The sequence below is a fragment of the Bradyrhizobium sp. CCBAU 11386 genome (assembly GCF_028128955.1).
Lineage (GTDB): Bacteria > Pseudomonadota > Alphaproteobacteria > Rhizobiales > Xanthobacteraceae > Bradyrhizobium.
Window position 1 is genome coordinate 1 of the sequence record NZ_LBKA01000193.1, and the last position, 25000, is coordinate 25000.

Consider the following 25000-nt stretch of genomic DNA (forward strand, 5'->3'; position numbering starts at 1 on the left):
AAGCCGCGCGACGCGCGCTACCAAATAGCGCCGTAGCTAGCGCGGCTTGGCCGGAAGGCCGAGGGGCCCGTTACCCCATCTACAAGCGCTGGAGTGACCGCCGCTACCCCTTCTTCGCCGCCAGCGCGTCCGCCACTGCGGTGCGGATGTCGGCGACCGAGAACGGTTTGGTCACGACATCATGCACCAGCGCGTTGAGGTTCGAGGCGCGCTCGCGCTGGTCGGCAAATCCGGTCATCAGCAGGATGGTCAGGTCGGGGAAATCGCGCGCGGCGGAGAGCGCCAGCGCGATGCCGTCCATGACAGGCATCTGGATGTCGGTGAGCAGCAAATCGAATGCGCCGTTCTCGCGGGTCAGGATCTCCAGCGCCTCGGCGCCGTCCTGCGCGGTCACGGTCTGGTGCCCGTCCATGGCGATGGCGCGCGCCACCAGCTGGCGCATCGAATCCTCGTCGTCGGCGATCAAGATTTTTGGCATGGGACCAACCTTGGGACCAACCTCCCGTGCGGACCTTGCGAGCCCGATTACACGCTGCCGCCGGCAATGTCGCGCCGGTTGAAGAAGCGAACGTCGATATTGCGGCCCTCCGGCGGCGGCGAGGCCAGGCGCGAGCGGAAGAAGGCGCGCTCGCCGGGCCGCAGCACGGTCTGCTCCAGCACCGCGTTCCAGGCATAGATTTCCGCGCCTTGCGCGTCGCGCACCGCAAAGCGCAGCCGCGGGATGTCGAGCGGCTTCTTGCCCTCGCCGACGATGACGCCCTCGATCACCAGCACCTGCTTACCGTCAACAGTCTCGCTGGAGAGCTTGACGTCCTTGAAGGCCAGCCCGCGCAGGTTAACGTCGAGGCCGACCATCCTGTAGAAGGCCGCGGTCTGCGGCAGCAGCCGCACCATGTCGCCGCGCCAGACGATCAGGGCCAGCACCAGCGCGCCCATGGCGGCGCAGGCGGTCGGCAGGCCGAAATGGGACTTTCGCGGCGCCGCGGTGGGGACCTGACGCCTCACCCGTGCCCCGCGCCGGCTGAACAGTCCGCGGAACCAGGACTGGTGCTGCGCGCCGGCGACCTCTTCCTCGGCCTCCCGGGCGGCGGCCGACCATTCGTCCTCGGTCTCCTTGGCGTCCTCGTCCGGCCAGTCGCTGGCGATCGAGGGGCTGTCGACGACAGGCGTGTCGGTGGCGCCGTCGTCCTTGGCGTAGGAGTTCCACTGCTCGGCGAGGTCGGACTGGTCGTCGGCCTGGCTGGCTGCGGCCATGGCCGGGACGGACGCCTCCTCGATGGCATCCTCGGCATAGGCGACCCAGGTCTGCTTGCACCGGGAGCAGCGGACTGTCCGCCCGTTCGCCCCCAGGCTTGCAAGCTTGATGGCGTAGGATGTCGTACAATGGGGGCAGACGATATGCATGGACGAGCCTTGATGCATGAACGAGTCTTGACGATGCCAGGGGCGCGGAGACCCGGGCGTCCTGGATGCTACAGGGCGACCGTTAACGAACCGGAAACCATAACGGTCGCAAAAACCGTTGATCGCGTGTGGCGGAGCGTCGCGCCGCTTCTATCGCCCCCTCTCGAACGGAGCTGAGCTTGGTTCGGTTCGAAAATGTCGGATTGCGTTACGGTCTGGGGCCGGAGATCCTGCGCGACCTCAATTTCCAGATCCCGGCGCACTCCTTCCAGTTTCTCACCGGCCCGTCCGGCGCCGGCAAGACCTCGCTCTTGCGCCTGCTGTTCCTGTCGCACCGGCCGACGCGCGGCCTCGTCAACCTGTTCGGCCACGACATCTCGCAGCTCGGCAAGGACGAGATCGCCGACCTGCGCAAGCGCATCGGCATCGTGCTCCAGGATTTCCGCCTGCTCGACCACATGACGACCTACGAGAACGTCGCGCTGCCGTTCCGCGTCATGGGCCGCAGCGAGTCGAGCTATCGCAAGGAGGTCATCGACCTCTTGCGCTGGGTCGGACTCGGCGAACGCATGGACGCGCTGCCGCCGATCCTGTCCGGCGGCGAGAAGCAGCGTGCGGCGATCGCACGCGCCGTGATCTCGCGGCCGCAGCTTCTGCTCGCGGACGAGCCGACCGGCAGCGTCGATCCGACGCTCGGCCGTCGCCTGCTGCGCCTTTTCATCGAGCTCAACAAATCCGGCACCGCCGTCATCATCGCGACCCACGACATCGGCCTGATGGACCAGTACGAGGCGCGGCGGCTGGTGCTGCATCAGGGACGGCTGCACGTCTATGAGTAGGACCGACGAGCGCGGCGTGCTGGTCGACCTCGGACAGGAGCGTCCGCAGCTTCCGGCCAAGGCGCGCAACATGTCGCCGATCGTGCCGCGCGCCTCGATCCACGGGCGCGCGCTGGTTGCCGTCGTCGCCATCATGACCTTCCTCGCTTCGATGACCACGGGCACGGTGCTGCTGGTCAGCGCCTCCGCCGCCGAATGGCAGTCGGATGTCGCGAGCGAGATCACCATCCAGATTCGCCCGCAGTCCGGGCGCGACCTCGAGCGCGACACCGCCGCGGTGACCGAGGCGATGCGCGCCCAACCCGGCATCGTCGAGGTCAAGCCGTTCACCAAGGAAGAGAGCGGCAAGCTGCTCGAGCCCTGGCTCGGCACCGGCCTGTCGATGGACGATCTGCCGGTGCCGCGCATGATCATCGCGCGCGTGCAGCCCGGCACGGCGCTCGATCTGACCGCCTTGCGCGCCCGCGTGACGCAAGTGGCGCCAAGCGCCAGCGTCGACGATCACCGCGCCTGGATCGAGCGCATGCGCTCGATGACCAACGCCACCGTGCTCGCCGGTCTCGGCATCCTCGCGCTCGTGATCATCGCGACCATCATCTCGGTGTCGTTCGCGACCCGCGGCGCCATGGCGGCGAACCGTCCGATCGTCGAGGTCCTGCATTTCGTCGGCGCCGGCGACCGCTACATCGCCAACCGCTTCCTGCGCCATTTCCTCAGGCTGGGCCTGGAGGGCGGCGTGATCGGCGGCGGCGCCGCCATGCTGGTGTTCGGCTTCTCCGAGTCGATCGCCGGCTGGTTTTCGGGGACGCCCGTCGGCGACCAGTTCGCCGCCCTGCTCGGCACCTTCTCGCTGCGGCCCTCCGGCTATGTCGTGCTCGCGGTGCAGGCGGTCCTGATCGGCGCCATCACCGCCGTCGCCTCGCGCCAGACGCTGTTCGCGACGCTGAATGATGTGGATTGAGGTTTCTTCGCCTCTCCCCGCTTGCGGGGAGAGGCCGGAATCTGCGCGGAACGCGCGGTCCGTTGCGTTCGCAGAGCCTGATAAACCGGACTCCACTTCGCCTCAAAACGTTTTAAAATCATCCGGGGAAGGGATTACCGACATCGCATGACCTCGCCGACCGACGATCGATCGCCGAAATTGCCGCGCGGCTGGCTGCGCGCAGCCGTGGTGTCGACGATCGCGTTCGCCTTCGTCGGCGCGGCGGCCGGATTCATCGCGTTCCTGTCGCAGTTGCGCGGCGCCGAGATTGTGCCGGACCGCAAGGCAGACGGCATCGTGGTCTTGACCGGCGGCTCCTCGCGGGTGTCGGATGCGATGGAGCTGCTGGCTGCCGGTTACGGCAGGCGGCTCCTGATTTCCGGCGTGCATCCGACCTCGACCGCGAGCGACATCTCCCGGACTCTGCCGGAGAACCAGTCCTTCATGACCTGCTGCGTCGACCTCGACCGCACCGCGCTCTCGACCCGCGGCAATGCGGCGGAGGCGCGCCGCTGGGCGCAGGCGCGCCGATTCAAATCGCTGATCGTGGTGACCTCGAATTATCACATGCCGCGCGCGCTGGTGGAATTCTCGCACGCGATGCCGGAGACGATTCTGATCCCGTTCGCCGTGGTCGGCGACAAATGGCGCGAGGAGCCCTGGTGGGCCTCAGCGTCCACCTTGCGGCTGCTACTGTCGGAATATGTCAAATATATCGCGGCCGAAGTCAGGGTGCGGCTGGAGGATTTCGGGATTGACCTTTCGCCCGAAGTATCGGAGCAGCCTCCCGGGATGCAGCCGAAGCGGCCCGCCACTGCACAGGCCAATTGATCGGCAATTGATCGGATCGTCGATGTTCTTGATTTTCCTGCGCTCGCTCGTGTTCAACGTGCTGTTCTACGCCGTGCTGGTGTGTCTTGCGATCGTGGCGCTGCCGACCTTTGCTATGCCGCCGCGTGCCATGCTGACGGTCGCGGGATGGTGGGCGAAGGCGACGCTGGTCCTGATGCGGGTGATCTGCAACATCAAGGTCGAATTCCGCGGGCAGGACAAGATCCCGCAGGGGCCGCTGGTGATCGTGGCAAAGCATCAGTCGTTCTGGGAAACCTTCGTGTTGCCGGGGTTCTTCGACCGCCCGATCTTCATCCTCAAGCGTCAGCTCATGCAGATTCCGGTGTTCGGTCAGTTCCTGGTCAAGACCGGGATGATCGCGATCGATCGCAAGGCCGGCGTGAAGGCGCTGCTGGACATGACGCGGCGGGCGCGCGAGGCGGTGCGCAGCGGCCGCCAGCTCGTGATCTTTCCGGAGGGCACGCGCCGCGCGCCGGGCGCGCCCCCCGACTACAAGACCGGCTTTGCGCAGATCTATTCGTCCTGCGGCGTGCCGTGTCTGCCGATCGCGCTCAATTCCGGCCTGTTCTGGCCGCGCCGCACCTTCATGCGCTATCCCGGCACGCTGGTGGTGGAGTTTCTCGATCCGCTGCCGGCGGGCCTGCGGAAGGACGAGTATCTCTCCCGCGTGCAAACGGCGATCGAAGAGGCGACCGACCGCCTCGTCGAGGCGGGCCGCAAGGAGCAGGAGCAGTTGATCGGTTCGGCGCCGAGCTACGCGCCGACCGGCAGCTAGCGGCTTTCGCGCTCTTCGCTCGGAGCCGGCGCGTGCAGGGAATGCGCTTCCCCATGCAGCATCGTCGCGAGTTGATGCAGTTGCGTGTCGCGAAAGCCTTCGGCCTCGATCGCCTTCACCGTCGCGGTCACGTAGTCGCGATTGGCCCCGGACTGGCCGTGACCCTGGAGCACGTGGCGATGTTGATCGGCGAGCGACAGCCGGCCGGCATATTGCACATGGCCGCGGTCGACGACATAAGCGAGTGCGGAGACGCGCTGCCGCGCATCGTTCTCCAGCCACACCGAACGCATCACCTCGCGATAGACCGACGTCACCTGCTCGCGCGCGCGCAAATAGGCGAGGACGTCGGCGCGGTCCTTTTCGGCGACGCGGAAGGCGATACCGCGACAGGCGCCGCCGCGATCGAGCCCGAGCACCAGGCCCGGCTTCTCCGGCGTGCCGCGATGCACGAAGGAATAGACGCAGAGCGCACGATGCTCGCCGACCAGCCGCGCCGGGACGCGTTCCATAAATTCGAAGCCCGGCCGCCACATCAGCGAGCCATAGCCGAACACCCAGAGGTCGCCCTTGGCTGTGGTGACGGAGGGGAGGGTGATTTCCGACATGGCGGGCACGGCTACCAGAACCGCGCCTCCAAGCGAAGTGAATTCTCCGCCTTTCGTCGCAGCCGAACCTCGCTTACATTTGCCATCATCTGAGGTCAAAGGGTCGCCGCATGTCCAATCTGACCGTTGCCGCAGGCCGCCGCCCCCGTTGGGGCCTTTTCATCGCACCCATTCTCCTCCTGATCCTCGCCGTCGCGTGGAGCTGCTTCTGGTTCTATGCCGCTTCGCAGGCCGAGATCGCCGCGGACGCCTGGCGCGCGCAGGAGGCCAAGTCCGGCCGCATCTATGATTGCGCCAAGCGCTCGATCGCGGGCTTCCCGTTCCGCTTCGAGGTGCAGTGTTCCGGCGCCAGCGTCGCCCTGGTCTCGCAGAACGCGAGCAAGACGCCGTTCACGGCCAAGCTCGACAACATCCTGGTCGTCGCCCAGGTCTACGATCCCAAGCGCGTCATCGCCGAATTCTCCGCGCCGGCAACCCTCACCGACGGCGTTACGCAAAACACCTTCGTGGTGAACTGGAGCAAGGGCCGCAGCAGCGTGGTCGGCCTGCCGGCGGTGCCGGACCGCGCCTCCATCGTGTTCGACGATCCCGTCATCAACCGACTCGACGGCAGCGTGCAGGTGCCGCTCGCGCGCGCCAAGCAGGTCGAGCTGCACGGGCGCCTCGCGGACGGATCGCCGTCCGATCATCCCGTGATCGAGACCGTGCTCCATGTCGCGCAGGGCAGCATCCAGGGCGTGCATCCCTTGCTTGCCGAGCCGTTCGAGGCGGACACGCGCGCCAAGGTCACCGGCCTCTCCGACCTCACGCCAAAACCCTGGCCGGAGCGCTTCCGCGAGATTCAGGCCGCCGGCGGCCATATCGAGATCGTGCAGTCGCGGATCCAGCAGGGCGAGATGATCGCGGTCGCAGCCGGCACGCTCGGACTGTCGGCCAATGGCCGACTCGACGGCGAATTGCAGATGACGGTGACAGGCCTCGAACGGGTGATCCCGGCGCTCGGCATCGAGAAGATGCTGGAAGAGGGCGTGCCGCAGGCAACGCTCGACCGCGTCGCGCCCGGCGTGAAGTCGCAGGATCTCAACAATCTGTTCGGCGCGCTCGATCGCGCCGTCCCCGGCCTCGGCAAGGTCATCAAGCAGAACGCCAATGCCGGCGTTGCCGCCGGCATCAATTCGATCGGCACCGAGAGCACGCTCGAAGGCAAGAAGGCCCGCAGCTTCCCGCTGAAATTCGTGGACGGCGCCGTGCTGCTCGGCCCGGTCAAGGTCGGCCAGATCCCGCCGCTGTATTAAAACCTCTCTCGTCATTCCGGGGCGATGCGTAGCATCGAACCCGGAATCCATTTCACCGCGTGCGCCATGGCCCAATGGATTCCGGGCTCGCCCTTCGGGCGCCCCGGAATGACAGGAGCTACGGCTTCTTCAGCGCCGCATGCGGCCGGCCGAAGTCGGGCGCCGCCGAATCCTGGCCGATCTCGACGATGCCGCGACGGATGGCGCGGGTACGGGTGAAGTGGTCGAACAGCGCCTCGCCGTCGCCGCGCCGGATCGCGCGGGTGAGTTTTGCCAGATCCTCGGTGAAGGTGCCGAGCATCTCCAGCACGGCCTCCTTGTTGGCGAGGAAGACGTCGCGCCACATCGTCGGGTCAGACGCCGCGATGCGGGTGAAATCGCGGAAGCCGCCGGCAGAGAACTTGATGACTTCCGATTCCGTCACCTGTTGCAGCTCGTCGGCGGTGCCGACGATGGTGTAGGCGATCAGATGCGGCAGATGGCTGGTGATCGCGAGCACGAGATCATGGTGATCCGGCGTCATCACCTCGACCTTGGCACCCATCGCCGCCCAGAAGGCGCGCAAGCGATCGGTGGCCGACGCGTCGACGCCTTCCGGCGGGGTGAGGATACACCAGCGGTTGATGAAGAGCTCGGCAAAGCCGGAATCCGGGCCCGAGTGCTCGGTGCCCGCCACGGGGTGCGCCGGCACGAAATGAATGGTCTTCGGCAGATGTGGCGCCATGTCCCTGACGATCGCGCCCTTCACGGAGCCGACGTCGGAGACGATCGCGCCGGGCTTCAGATGCGCGGCGATCTCCTGCGCCACCGGTCCGCAGGCGCCGACGGGAATGCAGAGGATGACGAGATCGGCATCCTTCACGGCCTCCACATTGGTCGCCACGACCTGGTCGACGATGCCGAGCTCGATCACGCGAGCGCGCGTCTTCTCAGAGCGCGCGGTGGTAACGATCTCGCCGGCCAGGCCCTGGAGCTTCGCAGCGCGCGCGATCGAGCCGCCGATCAGGCCGAAGCCGATCAGGGCGACGCGCTGGAAGTGCGGCTGTACGCTCATTTGCCGGCCATGAAGTCGCGCAAACCGTCGACGACGAGGCGGTTGGCCTCCTCGGTGCCGATGGTCATGCGCAGTGAATGCGGCAGGCCGTAGTTCTTCAGCGCCCGCAGCACGAGACCCCGCTTGGTGAGGAAGGCGTCGGCCTCGTCCGAGGTCCTGCCCTTCTCGGTCGGGAAGTGGATCAGCACGAAATTGGCGACGCTCGGCGTCACCTTCAGCCCGAGCTTGCCGATCTCCTCGGTGAGCCAGTTGCGCCAGGTCTCGGTGAACTGCTTCGACATCGCCTGATGCGCGGTGTCCTCGATCGCGGCGACCGCGGCGTACATCGCCGGCGTCGACACGTTGAACGGACCGCGGATGCGGTTGACCGCGTCGATGACGTGCTCGGGGCCGAACATCCAGCCGATGCGCAACGCGGCGAGACCGTGGATCTTGGAGAAGGTGTGCGTCACCACGGTGTTCTCGGTGGTGGCGACGAGCTCGATCCCCATTTCGTAGTCGTTACGAGAAACGTAGTCGGAATAGGCGGCATCCAGCACCAGCAGCACGTGCGAGGGCAGCCCGGCGCGCAGGCGCTTGACCTCGTCGAACGGCAGATAGGTGCCGGTCGGGTTGTTCGGGTTGGCGAGCCAGACCAGTTTCGTGCGCGGCGTCACCGCCTTCAGGATGGCGTCGACGTCAGCGGTGAAGTTCTTCTCGGCTGCGATCACGTTCCTGGCGCCGACCGCCATGGTCGCGATCGGGTAGACCAGGAAGCCGTGCGTGGTCGAAATCGCCTCGTCGCCATGGCTGAGATAGGTGTGGGCGAGCAGGTTGAGGATCTCGTCCGAGCCGGCGCCGCAGATGATGCGGTTGGGGTCGAGACCGAAGGCGCGGCCAATCGCCTCGCGCAGCACGCGGGAGGTGCCTTCCGGATAGTCTTCCAGATGATCAGCCACCTTCTTGAAGGCCTCGATCGCCTTGGGCGAGGGACCGAACGGCGTCTCGTTGGCCGAGAGCTTGAACACCTTGCGGCCCGGCTCCGGCACCGGGCTCTTGCCGGGCGTGTAAGGCGCAATATCGAGAATGCCGGGGTTCGGCACGGGGCGGGACATCTTCAACTCCGGAATGGCAGGCGGCTCGTGACTTACGATTTCGACCCGGTCGGGGGCACCGTATAGCGCGTTGCGTGGCTGCCGACGAGGGCCGTGGAGCGCACCGAGGCCCCCGCCTCGATCAGGGCAGCCTTGATCTTGTCGATGCTGCTCGCGCTCGTAACCGAGACCAGCAGCGCTGCGCCGTCGAAGGCGGTATCGGGCACCGCCACGATGTCGGCGAGCGGCGACAGCGCCCGCGCGATCTCGGCATTCCACCCCGAGACGCGCACGCTGAAGGTCTCCACCTCCGTCACCAGGGCACTGTCGGCGACGCGCGAGATCGCGAACACGGGCAGCGCGGCCGGATGGTCGGCGCGTTCGACGAAAGGCAGCCGCGCGATGATCTTTGGTGCGCCTTCGGCTTCCAGCTCCAGCCACCACGGGGTCCGGCTGGAAGTCGCCGAGACCAGCGCCAGGTCGCCCTTGGATTTCGCCACCGCCTCGACCGCCGCCTGCGCGCTGAAATGCGCAACATAAGGCACGGTGAAGCCGAAATGGAATCGCACGGAATCGCGCATCGCGGGCTCGCTCACCGAGATGTCGGCATGCACCGCGAACGGTGCCTGCACGTAAGTGAACGTCGCGATGATGACGCGCCAGATGCTCTCGACCGTATCGAGCGGCAGGATGCCGCGATGACGCTCCACGATCCGCCGCATCATGTCGGCCTCGCGCGCCGGCCGGAACGCCGAGCCGACCTCCTGGGTCTGCTTCACCTGGATCAGGCGGTCGATGATGTCGCCGCGCTGCATCAGGAGGCGATGCATGCCCTCGTCGATCGCGTCGATCTCCTTGCGCAATTCCTGCAACGATGGTGGCGCGGGCGGACGTTGGGACATATCTGGCAAGTGCTGTTGAGAGGCGTTCCAATGCGGGTCGGCCAAGTCGATCGGTAAGGTCGGACCCGCTGCGGTCGATGTCTTGATTAGGCAGTCGGAGCGGCGAAAGCAAAGAGAAATGCAAAGGGAAATTGGGCCCTTTCGGCTGACGCGACAGGGACGAATTTGGTTAATCCGGACCGTATCTTGACGGAAACCGTCCAAGCCGCTAAGTTTTGCCTGTTCCGTGGTCATTTGAGCCGGCCGGCTTGCAGCCACGTTAAAAAACTCGCTAAACAGGCCGGGGACGCTTCCGATCCCGGCCGAACCTATCGTTCAGGCCGGGTTTTTCATGGCCTGATGCAAGTAGCGGTCTGAAGTCCGATCGCAAACGAGGTCGATGGTCAGATGGTTGGCGTCACGTCGATTCCCATTCCCGCGATCAGTGCCGATGAACGGTCGCACGAAGTGGATCATCCGAGTTCGCTCGTCGCACACTTCGGCGCTGATCAGCCGTTGCCGCTCGACTGCGGGGTCGATCTTTCGCCGTTCCAGATCGCCTACCAGACCTATGGCGAGCTGAACGCCGATCGCTCCAACGCAATCCTGATCTGCCATGCGCTGACCGGCGACCAGCATGTCGCCAATGTACACCCTGTCACCGGCAAGCCCGGTTGGTGGGAAACGTTGGTCGGTGCGGGCCGCCCGCTCGACCCGAGCCAATACTTCATCATCTGCGCCAATGTCATCGGTGGCTGCATGGGCTCGACCGGGCCCGCCTCGATCAATCCCGCGACCGGCAAAGTGTGGGGCCTGGATTTCCCGGTCATCACCATCCCCGACATGGTTCGCGCGCAGGCGATGCTGCTCGACCGGCTCGGCATCGACACGCTGTTCGCGGTGGTCGGCGGCTCGATGGGCGGCATGCAAGTGCTGCAATGGACGGCGGCCTACCCCAAGCGCGTGTATTCCGCGCTGGCGATTGCCTGCTCGACGCGGCACTCGGCGCAGAACATTGCTTTCCACGAGCTCGGCCGCCAGGCCGTGATGGCCGATCCCGACTGGCACAATGGCGGCTATGCCGATCGCAGCATCCATCCGCATCGTGGCCTCGCGGTTGCACGGATGGCGGCGCACATCACCTATCTCTCCGACGCCGCGCTGCACCGCAAGTTCGGCCGGCGCATGCAGGATCGCGACCTGCCGACCTTCTCGTTCGACGCCGACTTCCAGGTCGAGTCCTATCTGCGCTACCAGGGCTCGTCCTTCGTCGAGCGCTTCGACGCCAACTCCTATCTCTATCTGACGCGCGCGATGGACTATTTCGACATCGCCGGCGACCATGGCGGCGTGCTGGCGAAGGCGTTCACCGGCATCAAGACGCGCTTCTGCGTGGTCTCCTTCACCAGCGACTGGCTGTTTCCGACCTCGGAATCGCGCGCGCTGGTGCATGCGCTGAATGCGTCGAGCGCGCGGGTGTCGTTTGCCGAGATCGAGACCGATCGCGGCCATGACGCCTTCCTGCTCGACGTGCCCGAATTCTTCGACATCGCCCGCGCCTTCCTGGAATCGGCAGGCAAGGCGCGCGGACTCAACGGCAAGAATAGCTAACAAGGGTGGCCAGGATGTCAGTGCAGGAAGTGCTGCCGCTGGGCGGCCTTGACTCGGAACGATCAGGTCATTTTCGCGCCGACCATCTGCTCGTCGCCGAGATGGTCAAGCCGGGCTCGAAGGTGCTCGATGTCGGCTGCGGCGACGGCGATCTGCTCCAGCTTCTGGAGACCCGCGGCATCGATGGTCGCGGCATCGAATTGTCGCGCGAGGGCGTCAACCGCTGCGTCGCCAAGGGCCTCGCGGTGGTGCAGGGCGACGCCGACACCGACCTCGTGAACTATCCCGATGATGCCTTCGACTACGTGATCCTGTCGCAGACGCTCCAGGCGACGCGGCAGCCGCGTGTGGTGCTGGAGAATCTGCTGCGCATCGGTCGCCGCGCCATCGTCTCGTTCCCGAACTTCGGCTTCTGGAAGATGCGGCTCCAGCTCCTGATCGGCGGCCACATGCCGCGCACCGAGAACCTGCCGGCGACCTGGTACGACACCGCCAACATCCACTTCTGCACCATCAAGGATTTCGTCGAGCTCTGCGACGAGATCAACGTCAAGATGGAACGCTCGGTGGCGCTCGATCTCTATGGCCGCCCGGTGCCGCTGAACCTGCCCTGGTGGGTGTGGAACATGTTCGGCGAGCAGGGGGTGTTTCTGCTGACGCGCGGCGGAGGGAAGTAGTCCCGCCGTCATTCCGGGCCGCGCGAAGCGCGAGCCCGGAATCCATCGTACCACAGCGTTTGTCGAGCGATGGATTCCGGGCCTGCGCCTGTCGGCGCATCCCGGAATGACAAGTCAACCCATGGGCAGCGACCTCGGATCGCGCACCGGCCATCTTCCCGCTTCCACCAGCGTGACGAACCGCTCCACGGTCTCGTTGAACAGCGCCGGCTCCTCGAGATTGAGCACGTGGCCTGACTTCGGAAACATCGCAAGGCCCGCGGCCGGCAGATGCTTCTTCAAGAACAGGCTCGGCCCGACGCAGGGATCGTCCTCGTCGCCGCAGATGATCAGCGCCGGCGTTGCGACGCGCCTGATCGCGTCCGTCATCGTGTAAATCGAGGGACGGCCGCCCTGGAAGCCGCGCATCGTGCTCGCCGATCCCCTGGCATCGTGCCGCGCCAGCGCGGCGTAGAAATCGGCGTGGCCGCGCGGGTCCTTGACCAGGAAGGGAATCCGGCTCGGCGCCTCGCGCGTGATTTTTGCCACCTCCATGGAGCCGAGCGTTTCGAACTGCTCGGCATTGGTGCGGCATTGCTTGCGCCAGGCGTCGAGATTCTCGATCTCCGAGCCTGAGCCGACGCCGGCGAGCGTCATCGACAGCGCACGCTGCGGCGTGTTCAGTCCGATCTGAAGCGATGAATAAGCGCCCATCGACAGCCCGACGAGATGCGCACGATCGATCTTGAGATGATCGAGCACCGCGAGCGCGTCGGTGTAGAAATGCGTGTAGGTGTAGACCTCGCCCTCAGGCACATCCGACGGCGTGTAGCCGCGCGCCGAATAGGTGATGCAGCGGTGGCCGCGCGAGAAGTAACGCATCTGCGGCTCCCAATTGGTGTAGTCGGCCGCGAACTCGTGCAGGAAAATGATCGGCGTTCCCTGGCCCGCCTCTTCGAAATAGATGCGGACGTCGTCCCTGGTCGTGGCGTGGGGCATTAACCGTTTCCCTCTCTTCAAGCCGTGGTTTCGAGAATTGCAGTTAATGCTGTTGTCCGCAATGCGGCGGCAACAGACCTGCATCGACACAAAATCATCGCAACAATTCCCCGAAGCGTTAATTCGCGCCGCCGCGCGGCGTCTTGTTCTCGCCACATCCGGAAGCTTTACGGCCCGGCGGATGTCGGCCGCGCACGGGCCGGCTGGGAAGTGGGGGTGTCAACGAAGGATGACTAATGTTCGAGTTGTTTGCGTCTCGCCTGTCGCGTTGTGTTGTCGCGCTGGCGCTTTTCTTTGCGGCGGTCGCCGCGTTTGTTTCTCCGGCCTCGGCGCGGCCTCATCGTCATAGCGCAGAGCGGCACGCTTACGTGCATCACGCCAGCAGACATCATCACTATCGGCATCAGGCCCGCAGCTCGCGCTTCGAGCGCAGCGCGGCGCAGCTGCAGGCCGGCGGATTCATGAATACGCAGGCCAGCTATGATCCGAACACCAACAGCGGCGGCATGGGTGACATGCGCTACATGGACGGCGGTGACATGGGCATCGGCGGAAACATGCGCCGCGCTGGCAAAGTGAGCCGCGCTGCCAACATCAGCTACGCTGTCAACAAGAGCAGCGCTGGCGATATTGGCAACGCCGGCAACATGGGCATGAGCGGCGGTTTCGGCGGCGGATCGGGCCTCGTGTCCGAGGCGCGCCGCTATCTCGGCGGTAACCCGACCGGGCGCGGCAGCCTGTGGTGCGCGCGCTTCATGAACATGGTGCTTGAGAAAACCGGCCACCATGGCACCGGCTCGGACATGGCGAATTCGTTCGCGCGTTACGGCACGCGTGTCTCCGGCCCGCAGGTCGGTGCCATCGCGGTGATGTCGCGCGGCGGCCGGGGCGGCCACGTCGGAATCATCACCGGCGTCGACGCGCAGGGCAATCCGATCATGATCTCCGGCAACAACGGCAACCGCGTCCGCGAGGCCCCGGTCTCGCGCGGCCGCATCTATGCGTATGTGATGCCGAACTGAGGTGCGAGAGTCATAGGGTGGGGGCGGACCCTCGCATCACATGAGATTGTCGTCCCGGACAAGCGTCAGCGCAGATCCGGGACCTATAACCACAGCCTTGTGTCGTCGCGCGAGCTGGTAACCACGAGTCTTCGCCAAATCACTCCCTGTGGCTATGGGTCCCGGATCGGCGCGCGCTTAGGGCGCGCTTGTCCGGGACGACGGGAGAAAGCTCACACCAGCTTCGGCTCTTCCACCGCGACCGCATCCCCCACGCCGATCTCGCCGCCGGCGATCACCTCGGCATAGATGCCGCAATCCATGTGGCCGAGATGGCGCGAGAGCGTCGGCGGGATTTCGAGGTCGCGCTTTGCGGTCTCCGGATCGACATTGGTGGCCGGGCAACGGACGATGCGCTTGACCACTTGCAGCCGGGCCTGACCGATCGCGAGCGTCTGGCCGACGAGGTCGAGTTCGGACCAGGCCGGCCAGCCCTTCACGTAGAGATTGGCGCGGAAGCGCAGGGGGTGGACTGCGGCGCCACCGAGCATGGTCTCGATCGCGCGGACGCTGTCGAGATTGATGATGGACACGACCTTGCGGGCGACGTCGGAAAAGCTGTGGTCGCGGCCCGACAGAACCTTGGGCGGGCCCTTCAACTCGGGCTGAAAGTTCTCGCTGAAGTAGCGCTCGATAACGGCGCGCCCGGCGGCGGTCTCCAGATCGCCGCTGGCGACGATTTGGCCGTCCTTGCGGATGGTCAGGCGGTTGGTCGCGTCCTCGAAACGGCTGTCGAGGGAAGCCAGCCGCTCATTGCGCGCCAGCATCAGAAACTGGATTTTTGGCTTCCAGGCCGGCGCATCGGGATCGAGCCCGCTCGGGCCGTTCTCGATGGCGTAGCGGCGGTCGGCCGGCAGGGTTTCCCCTCGCCGCAAGGCGACGCGGGACAGGCGCTCCGGCGTCAGGCCCTTGATCGGATAGCGATAGAGATCGGTGATTTCGGCGGTCTGGCTGGCTGTCATGCCGCTACTTAGGGGATTCGACCTCCTGGCGCCAAGCCGGCCAAACAGCGCACGAAATTGTGAACTGGCCTCTTTCGCTCCCGCAAGCCGCTTCCCACATCTGCCTCAAGCCGGCGGCAGCGTCGGTAAATGACGACCGTTACCGGTTGAGAAACGTCAATGCGGTAATCGGAAACCCAATGAAGATGCCGTGTGGAGTGCCTTAGAGGGCTCCATGGGCAGGCCGAGGGACAGAAAAGATGAACATTGAGAAGTATACCGAACGATCCAGGGGCTTCATCCAGTCGGCGCAATCGCTTGCGATGCGCGAGGGGCACCAGCAATTTTCGACCCTGCACGTCCTGAAAGTCCTGCTGGACGACAATGAGGGGCTCGCTGCCGGTCTGATCGACCGTGCCGGCGGCAATTCCCGCGCAATTCTGAAGGCGACCGAGGACGCCCTGAACAAGGTGCCGAAGGTCTCTGGCGGCGGCGGGCAAATCTATCTGGCGCCCGAACTGGCCCGCACCTTCGATGCCGCCGAAAAGGCCGGCGAGAAGGCCGGCGACAGCTTTGTCACCGTCGAGCGGCTGCTGCTCGGCCTCACGCTGGAGAAGACCAGCGAGGCCGGCGTGATCCTCAACAAGGGCGGTGTCACCCCGCAAAACCTCAACGCGGCCATCGAGGCGCTGCGCAAGGGCCGCACGGCCGACTCGGCGACCGCCGAGAACGCCTATGACGCGCTGAAGAAATATGCCCGCGACCTGACCCAGGCGGCGCGCGACGGCAAGCTCGACCCGGTCATCGGCCGCGACGAGGAGATCCGCCGCACGATTCAAGTGCTCTCGCGCCGGACCAAGAACAATCCCGTCCTGATCGGCGAGCCCGGCGTCGGCAAGACCGCCATCGCCGAGGGCCTCGCGCTGCGCATCGTCAATGGCGACGTGCCGGAGAGCCTGAAGGACAAGAAGCTGCTCTCGCTCGATCTCGGTGCGCTGATTGCCGGCGCGAAATACCGCGGCGAGTTCGAGGAGCGGCTGAAGGCCGTGCTCCAGGAAGTGATCGGGAGCGAGGGCACCTTCATCCTGTTCATCGACGAGATGCACACGCTGATCGGCGCCGGCAAGGGCGACGGCGCGATGGACGCGTCCAACTTGCTCAAGCCCGCGCTCGCCCGCGGCGAATTGCACTGCATCGGCGCGACCACGCTCGACGAGTACCAGAAGCACGTCGAGAAGGATGCGGCGCTGGCGCGGCGCTTCCAGCCGATCTTCGTCAGCGAGCCCTCGGTCGAGGACACCATCTCGATCCTGCGCGGGCTGAAGGACAAGTACGAGCAGCACCATGGCGTGCGGATCACCGATTCCGCGCTCGTGGCCGCCACGACGCTGTCCAACCGCTACATCACCGACCGCTTCCTGCCGGACAAGGCGATCGACCTCATGGACGAGGCCGCGGCGCGACTGAAGATGCAGGTCGACTCCAAGCCGGAAGAGCTGGATTCGCTGGACCGCGAGATCATCCGGCTCAAGATCGAGCAGGAGGCGCTGAAGAAGGAAAGCGATGTCGGCTCCAAGACCCGGCTCCAGACGCTGGAGAAGGACCTTGCCGAGCTCGAGGAGAAGTCGGCGGCGCTGACGGCGCGCTGGAGCGCGGAGAAGAACAAGCTCTCCGATGCCCAGAAGTTGAAGGCTGAGCTCGACAGCTTGCGCGTCGAGCTTGCCAACGCCCAGCGGCGCGGCGAATTCCAGAAGGCCGGCGAGCTGGCCTATGGCCGGATCCCCGAGCTCGAGAAGAAGCTTGCCGACATCGAGGCCAAGGACAATACAACGCAGAACTCCGGCGAGATGATGGAGGAGGCGGTCACCGCCAACCACATCGCGCAGGTGGTCTCGCGCTGGACCGGCGTGCCGGTCGACAAGATGCTGGAAGGCGAGAAGGAGAAGCTCCTGAAGATGGAGGAGCAGCTCGGCACCCGCGTCGTCGGCCAGGCCGAGGCCGTGCGTGCGGTCGCAACCGCCGTGCGCCGCTCGCGCGCGGGCTTGCAGGACCCGAACCGGCCGACCGGCTCGTTCATGTTCCTGGGGCCGACCGGCGTCGGCAAGACCGAGCTGACCAAAGCCTTGGCGGAGTACCTGTTCAACGACGAGACCGCGATGGTCCGCCTCGACATGTCCGAGTACATGGAGAAGCATTCGGTCTCGCGGCTGATCGGCGCGCCTCCGGGCTATGTCGGCTATGACGAGGGCGGCGCGCTCACCGAAGCGGTGCGGCGCCGGCCCTACCAGGTCGTGCTGTTCGACGAGATCGAGAAGGCGCATCCTGACGTCTTCAACGTCCTGTTGCAGGTGCTCGACGACGGCCGCCTGACCGATGGCCAGGGCCGTACCGTCGATTTCCGCAACACGCTGATCATCATGACCTCGAACCTCGGTTCGGAGTTCCTGGTGAATCAACCCGAGGGCGAAGACACCTCGGCCGTCCGCGAGCAGGTGATGGGAATGGTGCGGGGACATTTCCGCCCCGAATTCCTCAACCGTGTCGACGAGATCATCCTGTTCCATCGCTTGCAGAGGAGCGAGATGGGCCGGATCGTCGAGATCCAGTTCGCGCGGCTCCAGAAGCTCCTGACCGATCGCAAGATCGTGCTGACGCTCGATGCTGCAGCCCGCGACTGGCTCGCCGCCAAGGGTTGGGATCCCGCTTATGGCGCACGGCCGCTGAAGCGGGTGATCCAGCGCTACCTCCAGGATCCGCTCGCCGAGATGATCCTGGCCGGCGACGTCAGGGACGGCGACAACGTCGCGATCTCGTCCGAAGGCAACGTGCTGACCTTCAACGGCAAGGCACCGCAAACCGCGGAGATCACCCAGTTCGAGGCGCCGGTGACGAAGCGGAAGCTGAACTGATCATTGGCGCTCGCCGCCAGGCAAGATCGTCCCGGAGAGGTCCGTCCTCTTCGGGACGATTCATTTTGGTCAGGTCGGCCGGTTTGCCGGAGTCGAGACGCTCAGGTGCGCTCCTTCTCCCGCTTGCGGAGGAGGGCAGGGCTGGGGTGTCTCCTCAATCGAGACCCCTGTCGAGAACCCCTGTGTGGAGAGAACCCTCACCCGGCGCTTCGCCATAGCCGAGGCTGCGCCTCGGCGTTCTAAGTGGACGGCCGCCGAAGGCGGCCTATGCCTCTCCCGCAAGCAAGCGGGAGAGGTTAACCGAGCCCGCGGTCATTGATTCAGCCCAAAGCCATTTCACTTTAGCTGACTGTAGACGTCGAGCCTGGGGCGGCTGGGCCTTGCTCGTCGTCCTCCTGCTCGAGCTCCGACAGGATGTCGACAAGCTCGCGCACGCGGCCTTGCGCCAACGGACGTAGGTCGTTGATCATCGGCTCGTCATTGGCGAGCCAGGCCTGGGCTTCGGCGAGTTCCTCGGCGGTCGCGCCGGTTCCGATGATCTGGGCGATGGTGACCTCGTCGGCCCGATCCACGGCCTTGATGACATCGTCGCGTGAGAGGCGCGTCATGGGGCGATCCTCCTGCTGGTCGGCTTCCCGTCAGCGTGTAACCGGGAACCGGCGGACCGGTTCCCTCGCGGCCGGATCCCGCTGGCAGTCGCTACTTCTTCGCCACCTTGTAGATCGCATTCTCGATGTCGGACGAGAAGTAGATCACGCCTGAGGCGCCGATCGCCACGCCTGTCGGGACGTGGGTCGGCAGACCGCCGGGGGCGCCCGTCAGGCCGATCGGGAGATCGGCCGCGATCTCGGTGATCTTGCCGCTCTCCGGGGCGATCTCGATCAACCGCCTGGCGCCGACTTCCGCTACGATCAGCTTGCCGTCGCGGGTGCGTGCGATGCCCTCGGGCATTTTCAGCTCCTTGGCGACCACGGTCTTTTCGCCGTTGTCCGCGATCATGGAGACGGCGCCCGAAACGGCTTCGGTGACATAGACCTCGCCACGCGATCCGCCGACGAGGCCGACCGGGCCCTCGAGGCCACCGATCAGCGTGGTGCGATCCTTGCCGTGTTCGCCGCTGACGCGGACCAGCGACTTGGTGCCGAACTCGGCCACCAGGATGCTGCCGTCATCGAGCACGATCGCATCATGCGGCGCCTGGAAGCCATGCAGCATGTCGCGCGTCGCGCCGGTCTTGCCGTCGATCACCTGCACCGTGCCGGTGAACCAGCTCGACAGGATCACGTCGTTGCCCTTTGCCGTCGCGCTCATCGGATATTCGAGTGTGACGCCGGCGGCATGCATGCGCGCCTTCTCGGTGATCTCGCCGGTCGCACCGTCCACCGTGCGATAGGCGAACACGTCGGCGACATGGATCGTATCCTTGCCATTCTCCGAGGTGATGCCGAGGCCGCCGGGCAGCGCGAGCTTGCCGATGATGATTTGCCTGGCTTTGCCGGTCGCCGGATCGACTTCCTGGATGCCGTTGTCGGCCATGTTGGAGACGTAGATGCGGTCCTTGTCGTCGATCGCGAGGTTGTCCAGCGACGGCTTCAGCTGTGCGACCATGGTCTTGGCGCCCGACTTGGGATCGACCCGAACGAGCTGGCCGAGCGCGGTGTCGACCACCCAGAGATTGCCCTTGGAATCGAAATTCACCGCGGCCGGGACCTTGAAGCCGTCGGCGACGACGGTCAGCTCGGCCTTGTCGACGTCGACCTTGGCGACCTGTCCCTTGAACCAGAGCGGACCGTAGAGCTTGTCGTCGGGACCGAACTCGAAGCCGTTGAGGCCGCCCATCTTCTCCATGATCTGACGCGGCGGTTTGACGCCCTCGACGTCGATCTCGTAGAGCGTGTCGCCGAGAAAGACGGTCGTGGCGTAGAGCCTGCCGTCCTTGCGGAAGGCCAGCGAATTGATGCCGGGAAGGCCGGAGGCGAGCTTCTTGATCGGGCCGTCGCCCTTGCGCGAATAGAGATCGCCGGTCAGGAAGCCGGTCCAGGCCATGGTGCCGTCGGGTGCGAATGCGATGTCGTCGGCCATCCCGACCGGAGCAGGGATTGCAACCTTGGCGGTACCTCCGGCGATGTCCACTTCGTAGAGCATGGCGCCGGCGACGCTGCCGGCAAACAGATGGCCGGCCTTATCGACCCCGAGCCCGTGCACGCCATGGAACGCCGAACCGGGGACGAGTTTCTTGACCTCCCAAGTCTCCGGCAATGTCTGGGCTGACGCGCTCGTGGTGCAGAAAATCGCAGCAACGACGGCTGCACAGGCAAGCCTGTTCTTCATGGCGTGACCTCCCATTTTTTGGAAAGTATTCGCCCGTCATCCGGCTTTGGCAAACGAAACTTGACGTTGTGACGCCGTAAAGCGGCGCCGCTTCGAAAGCGTCCCATTCAACCGTGTTGGTGAAGATGTCCGGTCGATGTCGGCCGGTTGCCGGCTTACCGGTTGGTGACCTGCAACGGTCCGCCGGTCGCATCCGAGATACGGGCGATGGCGCCGCCCCGGCCGCTCATCATGCCGTCGAGCCGGTCGCGCTCCTTCTCGAAGCTGGCGAGCATCGGGCCTTCCAGCGAGCGGCCGCGCGGCAGTTTCACGCGCAGCGGATCGACGAAGCGGCCGTTCACGAGGATTTCGTAGTGCACGTGCGGGCCGGTCGACGCGCCGGTCGAGCCGACGAAGCCGATGACCTGGCCCTGGCGGACCTTCTTGCCGGCTTCCATGCCCTTGGCGAAGGCCGACATGTGGCCGTAGGCCGTCTCGTAGCCGTTATTGTGCTTGATGCGGATGTATTTGCCGTATCCGCCCTCAGTGCCGGCCTTCTCGATCACGCCGTTGCCGGAGGCGAAGATCGGCGTGCCGTAGGCGGTGGCCCAGTCGACGCCGGTGTGCATCTTCACATAGCCGAGGATCGGATGGCGGCGGCCGCCGAAGCCGGAGCGCATGATGGCGTTGTTGACGGGCTTCCTGACCAGGAACTTCTTCGCGCTCTTGCCGGTCTCGTCGTAGTAGTCGACGACGCCGTCGTCGGGGCTCTGGTAGCGGTAGTACTTCTTGGTCTCGCCGCCGACCGTGAGGGAAGCGAACAGCACGTCGTTCTTTTCGTTCGACGTCACGCCCTCGTCTTCGCCGGCGTAGAAGACGTCGAAGGAATCGCCGGGCTGCACCTTGCGCTGGAAATCGACGTCGTAGGAGTAGATCTTGATCATGTCGTCGATGACCGGCATCGGCACTTTGTTGCGCATCGCGGTCTCGTAGATGCTCTGGTAGAGCCGCACGCCGGTGCCGTCATCGTCGTCATCGTCGTCGCTGTTGGCGTTGGCCGTGGCGTCAGCGACGGTGTTCATGCTGGAGACGTCGACCGCGACGTATTTGCCGAGGTCGGACAGCGCCGCGATTGCCTCGACCATGGTGTCGTTTGCAACTACGACGCGATAGGGCTGGAGCCGGGCGCCGGGGCTTGCGGGCGCCATCAGGATGCGGAGCTTCTCGCCTTCCTTCAGGCCGCCGTCGCGGCCGCGCGGGCCGAGCGTTGCGGCGATCGCCTTGATCTCGTCGGCCGTCGCGCCGAGATCGCGCAGGACGGAGGCGACGCTGTCGCCCTTCTTGACCAGATGGACGCGCTCGACGTTGGGATTGCCGCCGGTAATCTGCTCCTTGGTCTTCGGCAGCAGCGTGACGTTTTCCGGCACCACGCGCGTCTCGAAGCCGGCATAGGGATCGGACGGCGACACCTCGGTGGCGTAGGCCATCTTGATGTCGGACGCGCCGGTTGCGCCGGAAACGTCGGCGGTGGCATTGGCGAGCGAGGCGTAGCGCACCCCGCCATTGCCGCGCCAGTTGGCGGCATCGCGGACCCGCATCAGGATGTCGTCGAGCGCCACCACCGCGGAAATCTTGGCCTTCGGCAGCACCGGCGACAGGTCCTTGGTGACGAAGGAGACCTCGGCGTCGGGTTCGACCGCTTCGGGGTTGTTGGGATCGTCGGCGGCGGTCTTCGGATCGGAGCCGACGTCGGTGAGCAGGCGCTGGGCGTTGAACGGCGGAATCTTCGCCGACAGGTCGCTCGTCGTCATCGACAGATTGCCGGCGATCCGGACGAAGGGGCGCACCCGCATCACGTCGCGATTGCCGACGCGGGCCACTGTGGAGACGCGCACGATGTTGCGCGAGGCCGTGGATTCGCTCGGCGGTGGCAGACGGTCGCTCTTGTGCAGCGTGGCGGCGCGATCAGCTGCGCCAAATGCACCGCGCAGCGCGCCTTCGACCCGCTCCGGCACCTTGGCGAAGGTCATCTCGCCGTCGAGCGAAGCGAAAACGGCGCCGCCGATCAGGGCTGCGCCGCAAAGTCCGGTCAGAATTGTCCCGCTGAACCACTGTACCGAAACACGACGGCGATCGATGACGGCAGCTTCGGAACCATCGACGGAAAGCGGCGGTTCGTGGCCGAGATCGATGATCCCGGTCTCACGCCCATAAGCGCCGCGTGACGTCCTGTGGTTCAACCCAAGTCCCCCAATCAACGACCCAAGAGGCCCATACCAGCCCGGTTTCGAGCCCCTTCCTGGCCGCCCTCTTGGAGGGGCGTCACAGGAAACGGCAAGCCGCACAGGCGTCCGCGGTCAGAAGGCCCTGATGACGGGCCGGCCGAAATTACGAACAGCTAAGCGGAAAAAGATCTCTCGATGTCTCTCGAATGTCTGAAGAAGGCCGCTTCATCGTATGATCGCCTTCCTCTGACCCCACGCAAACCGCCGGCAGCCCCCACTGGCATCCCCGCGATTCAAGCTTGTCTCTTATCAGAACGCCGCGGGAATGTGGCTCAAGTACGGCGCCTAATATGGAAAAAGTTTCCTGAAGGGGCGGGCGCTGGGGGCCGCCCGGGGAGGGCGCCCAAAGCCACTTCCGGAGCCCCATTGGAGGCCCTCGGGGCGCAAACTTTTTTTGAGATTTTTTACCGCGCGGCTTCGGGTAACGGGCTCACGGCCTCGCTAATGCGCTGGAATCGCTCGAATTTTTTCAACAATCCACTGTGCGACGTTTTGTTGACGATTGGCGTTGACAGCCCGGAAGGTGGGGCCTATAACCCCAACCACTGAGCGCGGCGCCGCCGGGTCACTGACCAAGGCGAGCGAACGCGCCACTGATGCTCCTCACCTTGTTGAGTGACACAACAGCCGACACCAGTCGGTTGGAGTTCATTCATCGTCGGTAAGGGTGTCGGAACCCTTCCACTCCGGAAGGTTGGGGCCACCCGGTCCCGGGCTGTTTGACAAGTGAAGATGAAGAAAGAGAAACGTGGACGGCGGAGTCCTTGCGGGTCTCGCTTCTGAAGAGCTTCGGCTTTTCTGATCGAGACCGGACGAAAGACTTCGGCGGTACACGTTTAAAGGTTACACCATCGTTGCCAGCGATGTGAATCGCGGGCAGCTCGTCGACTTCGGTCGATGAAAAATGGTGGGACCTCGTCAAACGTTGTGATCAGCCGGTTCAAAGTTCAAGTCCAACTTGAGAGTTTGATCCTGGCTCAGAGCGAACGCTGGCGGCAGGCTTAACACATGCAAGTCGAGCGGGCGTAGCAATACGTCAGCGGCAGACGGGTGAGTAACGCGTGGGAACGTACCTTTTGGTTCGGAACAACACAGGGAAACTTGTGCTAATACCGGATAAGCCCTTACGGGGAAAGATTTATCGCCGAAAGATCGGCCCGCGTCTGATTAGCTAGTTGGTGAGGTAATGGCTCACCAAGGCGACGATCAGTAGCTGGTCTGAGAGGATGATCAGCCACATTGGGACTGAGACACGGCCCAAACTCCTACGGGAGGCAGCAGTGGGGAATATTGGACAATGGGGGCAACCCTGATCCAGCCATGCCGCGTGAGTGATGAAGGCCCTAGGGTTGTAAAGCTCTTTTGTGCGGGAAGATAATGACGGTACCGCAAGAATAAGCCCCGGCTAACTTCGTGCCAGCAGCCGCGGTAATACGAAGGGGGCTAGCGTTGCTCGGAATCACTGGGCGTAAAGGGTGCGTAGGCGGGTCTTTAAGTCAGGGGTGAAATCCTGGAGCTCAACTCCAGAACTGCCTTTGATACTGAAGATCTTGAGTTCGGGAGAGGTGAGTGGAACTGCGAGTGTAGAGGTGAAATTCGTAGATATTCGCAAGAACACCAGTGGCGAAGGCGGCTCACTGGCCCGATACTGACGCTGAGGCACGAAAGCGTGGGGAGCAAACAGGATTAGATACCCTGGTAGTCCACGCCGTAAACGATGAATGCCAGCCGTTAGTGGGTTTACTCACTAGTGGCGCAGCTAACGCTTTAAGCATTCCGCCTGGGGAGTACGGTCGCAAGATTAAAACTCAAAGGAATTGACGGGGGCCCGCACAAGCGGTGGAGCATGTGGTTTAATTCGACGCAACGCGCAGAACCTTACCAGCCCTTGACATGTCCAGGACCGGTCGCAGAGATGTGACCTTCTCTTCGGAGCCTGGAACACAGGTGCTGCATGGCTGTCGTCAGCTCGTGTCGTGAGATGTTGGGTTAAGTCCCGCAACGAGCGCAACCCCCGTCCTTAGTTGCTACCATTTAGTTGAGCACTCTAAGGAGACTGCCGGTGATAAGCCGCGAGGAAGGTGGGGATGACGTCAAGTCCTCATGGCCCTTACGGGCTGGGCTACACACGTGCTACAATGGCGGTGACAATGGGATGCTAAGGGGCGACCCTTCGCAAATCTCAAAAAGCCGTCTCAGTTCGGATTGGGCTCTGCAACTCGAGCCCATGAAGTTGGAATCGCTAGTAATCGTGGATCAGCACGCCACGGTGAATACGTTCCCGGGCCTTGTACACACCGCCCGTCACACCATGGGAGTTGGCTTTACCTGAAGACGGTGCGCTAACCAGCAATGGAGGCAGCCGGCCACGGTAGGGTCAGCGACTGGGGTGAAGTCGTAACAAGGTAGCCGTAGGGGAACCTGCGGCTGGATCACCTCCTTTCTAAGGATGATCCTTCAGCTTA

At 64.6% G+C, this 25000-nt stretch carries 20 protein-coding genes, 1 rRNA gene and 1 riboswitch; of the genes, 10 read left to right on the plus strand and 11 right to left on the minus strand.

What is annotated here, in order from left to right:
* Positions 1-103: 103 nt before the first annotated feature.
* Both XI09_RS13540 and XI09_RS13545 read right to left on the minus strand, forming a co-directional pair.
* Positions 104-478, minus strand: a complete 375-nt coding sequence (locus tag XI09_RS13540; protein WP_271567280.1) for a response regulator — start codon at positions 476-478, stop codon at positions 104-106.
* Between the two features lie 47 nt (positions 479-525).
* Entirely contained in the window at positions 526-1404 is an 879-nt protein-coding gene (locus XI09_RS13545) for an MJ0042-type zinc finger domain-containing protein (RefSeq protein WP_271567281.1), read from the minus strand.
* Between the two features lie 179 nt (positions 1405-1583).
* Here XI09_RS13545 and ftsE point away from each other — a divergent pair, with 179 nt between their 5' ends.
* From ftsE to XI09_RS13565, 4 genes are all read left to right on the plus strand, one after another.
* Positions 1584-2243 (plus strand): cell division ATP-binding protein FtsE, encoded by a 660-nt coding sequence (ftsE, locus tag XI09_RS13550; protein ID WP_027544305.1) that lies wholly within the window; start codon positions 1584-1586, stop codon positions 2241-2243.
* The gene (locus tag XI09_RS13555) at positions 2236-3204 is read left to right on the plus strand and encodes a cell division protein FtsX (protein ID WP_271567282.1); all 969 of its coding nucleotides are present in this window, start codon (positions 2236-2238) and stop codon (positions 3202-3204) included. The genes ftsE and XI09_RS13555 overlap by 8 nt, the downstream gene beginning before the upstream one ends.
* Positions 3205-3351: 147 nt before the next feature.
* A complete protein-coding gene (locus XI09_RS13560; protein ID WP_271567283.1) occupies positions 3352-4056 on the plus strand; it encodes a YdcF family protein in 705 nt (234 codons plus the stop codon).
* 22 nt (positions 4057-4078) lie between these two features.
* The gene (locus XI09_RS13565; RefSeq protein ID WP_271567284.1) at positions 4079-4852 is read left to right on the plus strand and encodes a lysophospholipid acyltransferase family protein; all 774 of its coding nucleotides are present in this window, start codon (positions 4079-4081) and stop codon (positions 4850-4852) included.
* On the opposite strand, the gene XI09_RS13570 is transcribed toward XI09_RS13565, so the two are convergent.
* Positions 4849-5460: a gamma-glutamylcyclotransferase gene (locus XI09_RS13570; protein ID WP_271567285.1), complete on the minus strand. Its 612-nt coding sequence runs from the start codon at positions 5458-5460 to the stop codon at positions 4849-4851. The two genes, XI09_RS13565 and XI09_RS13570, sit on opposite strands and share 4 nt — an antisense overlap.
* Positions 5461-5570: 110 nt before the next feature.
* Between XI09_RS13570 and XI09_RS13575 the strand changes: the two genes are divergently transcribed.
* On the plus strand, positions 5571-6755 hold the full coding sequence (locus XI09_RS13575) for a DUF2125 domain-containing protein (RefSeq protein ID WP_271567286.1): 1185 nt from the start codon (positions 5571-5573) through the stop codon (positions 6753-6755).
* A 118-nt stretch (positions 6756-6873) separates the two neighbouring features.
* Here the strand turns inward: XI09_RS13575 and XI09_RS13580 are convergent, their stop codons facing one another.
* Genes XI09_RS13580 through XI09_RS13590 form a run of 3 tightly spaced genes read right to left on the minus strand, consistent with a single transcriptional unit; the run spans position 6874 to position 9784 of the window.
* Complete coding sequence (locus tag XI09_RS13580; protein WP_271567287.1) at positions 6874-7809, minus strand: prephenate/arogenate dehydrogenase family protein; 936 nt, start codon at positions 7807-7809, stop codon at positions 6874-6876.
* Positions 7806-8903: a histidinol-phosphate transaminase gene (gene hisC / locus XI09_RS13585; RefSeq protein ID WP_271567288.1), complete on the minus strand. Its 1098-nt coding sequence runs from the start codon at positions 8901-8903 to the stop codon at positions 7806-7808. The genes XI09_RS13580 and hisC overlap by 4 nt, the downstream gene beginning before the upstream one ends.
* A 32-nt stretch (positions 8904-8935) precedes the next feature.
* On the minus strand, positions 8936-9784 hold the full coding sequence (locus XI09_RS13590) for a chorismate mutase (protein ID WP_011084215.1): 849 nt from the start codon (positions 9782-9784) through the stop codon (positions 8936-8938).
* Between the two features lie 216 nt (positions 9785-10000).
* A riboswitch (SAM riboswitch) is annotated at positions 10001-10080 on the plus strand.
* Between the two features lie 91 nt (positions 10081-10171).
* Between XI09_RS13590 and metX the strand changes: the two genes are divergently transcribed.
* Positions 10172-11374, plus strand: a complete 1203-nt coding sequence (gene metX, locus XI09_RS13595; RefSeq protein WP_271567289.1) for a homoserine O-acetyltransferase MetX — start codon at positions 10172-10174, stop codon at positions 11372-11374.
* A gap of 14 nt (positions 11375-11388) precedes the next feature.
* The gene (gene metW / locus XI09_RS13600) at positions 11389-12051 is read left to right on the plus strand and encodes a methionine biosynthesis protein MetW (RefSeq protein WP_177234382.1); all 663 of its coding nucleotides are present in this window, start codon (positions 11389-11391) and stop codon (positions 12049-12051) included.
* Between the two features lie 114 nt (positions 12052-12165).
* Here metW and XI09_RS13605 read toward each other — a convergent pair whose 3' ends face one another.
* Positions 12166-13029, minus strand: coding sequence for an alpha/beta fold hydrolase (locus tag XI09_RS13605; protein ID WP_271567290.1), 864 nt, complete (start codon positions 13027-13029; stop codon positions 12166-12168).
* A 236-nt stretch (positions 13030-13265) separates the two neighbouring features.
* On the opposite strand from XI09_RS13605, the gene XI09_RS13610 reads away from it, so the two are divergent.
* The gene (locus tag XI09_RS13610) at positions 13266-14051 is read left to right on the plus strand and encodes an NlpC/P60 family protein (RefSeq protein ID WP_271567291.1); all 786 of its coding nucleotides are present in this window, start codon (positions 13266-13268) and stop codon (positions 14049-14051) included.
* 212 nt (positions 14052-14263) lie between these two features.
* On the opposite strand, the gene XI09_RS13615 is transcribed toward XI09_RS13610, so the two are convergent.
* The gene (locus XI09_RS13615; RefSeq protein WP_271567292.1) at positions 14264-15052 is read right to left on the minus strand and encodes an MOSC domain-containing protein; all 789 of its coding nucleotides are present in this window, start codon (positions 15050-15052) and stop codon (positions 14264-14266) included.
* Between the two features lie 239 nt (positions 15053-15291).
* Here XI09_RS13615 and clpB point away from each other — a divergent pair, with 239 nt between their 5' ends.
* Complete coding sequence (clpB, locus tag XI09_RS13620) at positions 15292-17940, plus strand: ATP-dependent chaperone ClpB (protein WP_271567293.1); 2649 nt, start codon at positions 15292-15294, stop codon at positions 17938-17940.
* Positions 17941-18281: 341 nt separating this feature from the next.
* Here the strand turns inward: clpB and XI09_RS13625 are convergent, their stop codons facing one another.
* From XI09_RS13625 to XI09_RS13635, 3 genes are all read right to left on the minus strand, one after another.
* A complete protein-coding gene (locus tag XI09_RS13625) occupies positions 18282-18548 on the minus strand; it encodes a hypothetical protein (RefSeq protein WP_271567294.1) in 267 nt (88 codons plus the stop codon).
* A 91-nt stretch (positions 18549-18639) separates the two neighbouring features.
* Positions 18640-20271 carry a hypothetical protein gene (locus XI09_RS13630; RefSeq protein WP_271567295.1) on the minus strand — a complete coding sequence of 544 codons (1632 nt, stop codon included), beginning with the start codon at positions 20269-20271 and terminating at the stop codon, positions 18640-18642.
* Positions 20272-20426: 155 nt separating this feature from the next.
* Positions 20427-22490, minus strand: a complete 2064-nt coding sequence (locus tag XI09_RS13635) for a M23 family metallopeptidase (protein ID WP_271567296.1) — start codon at positions 22488-22490, stop codon at positions 20427-20429.
* Positions 22491-23489: 999 nt separating this feature from the next.
* Between XI09_RS13635 and XI09_RS13640 the strand changes: the two genes are divergently transcribed.
* Positions 23490-24978: ribosomal RNA gene (locus XI09_RS13640) — 16S ribosomal RNA — on the plus strand.
* Positions 24979-25000: the final 22 nt, after the last annotated feature.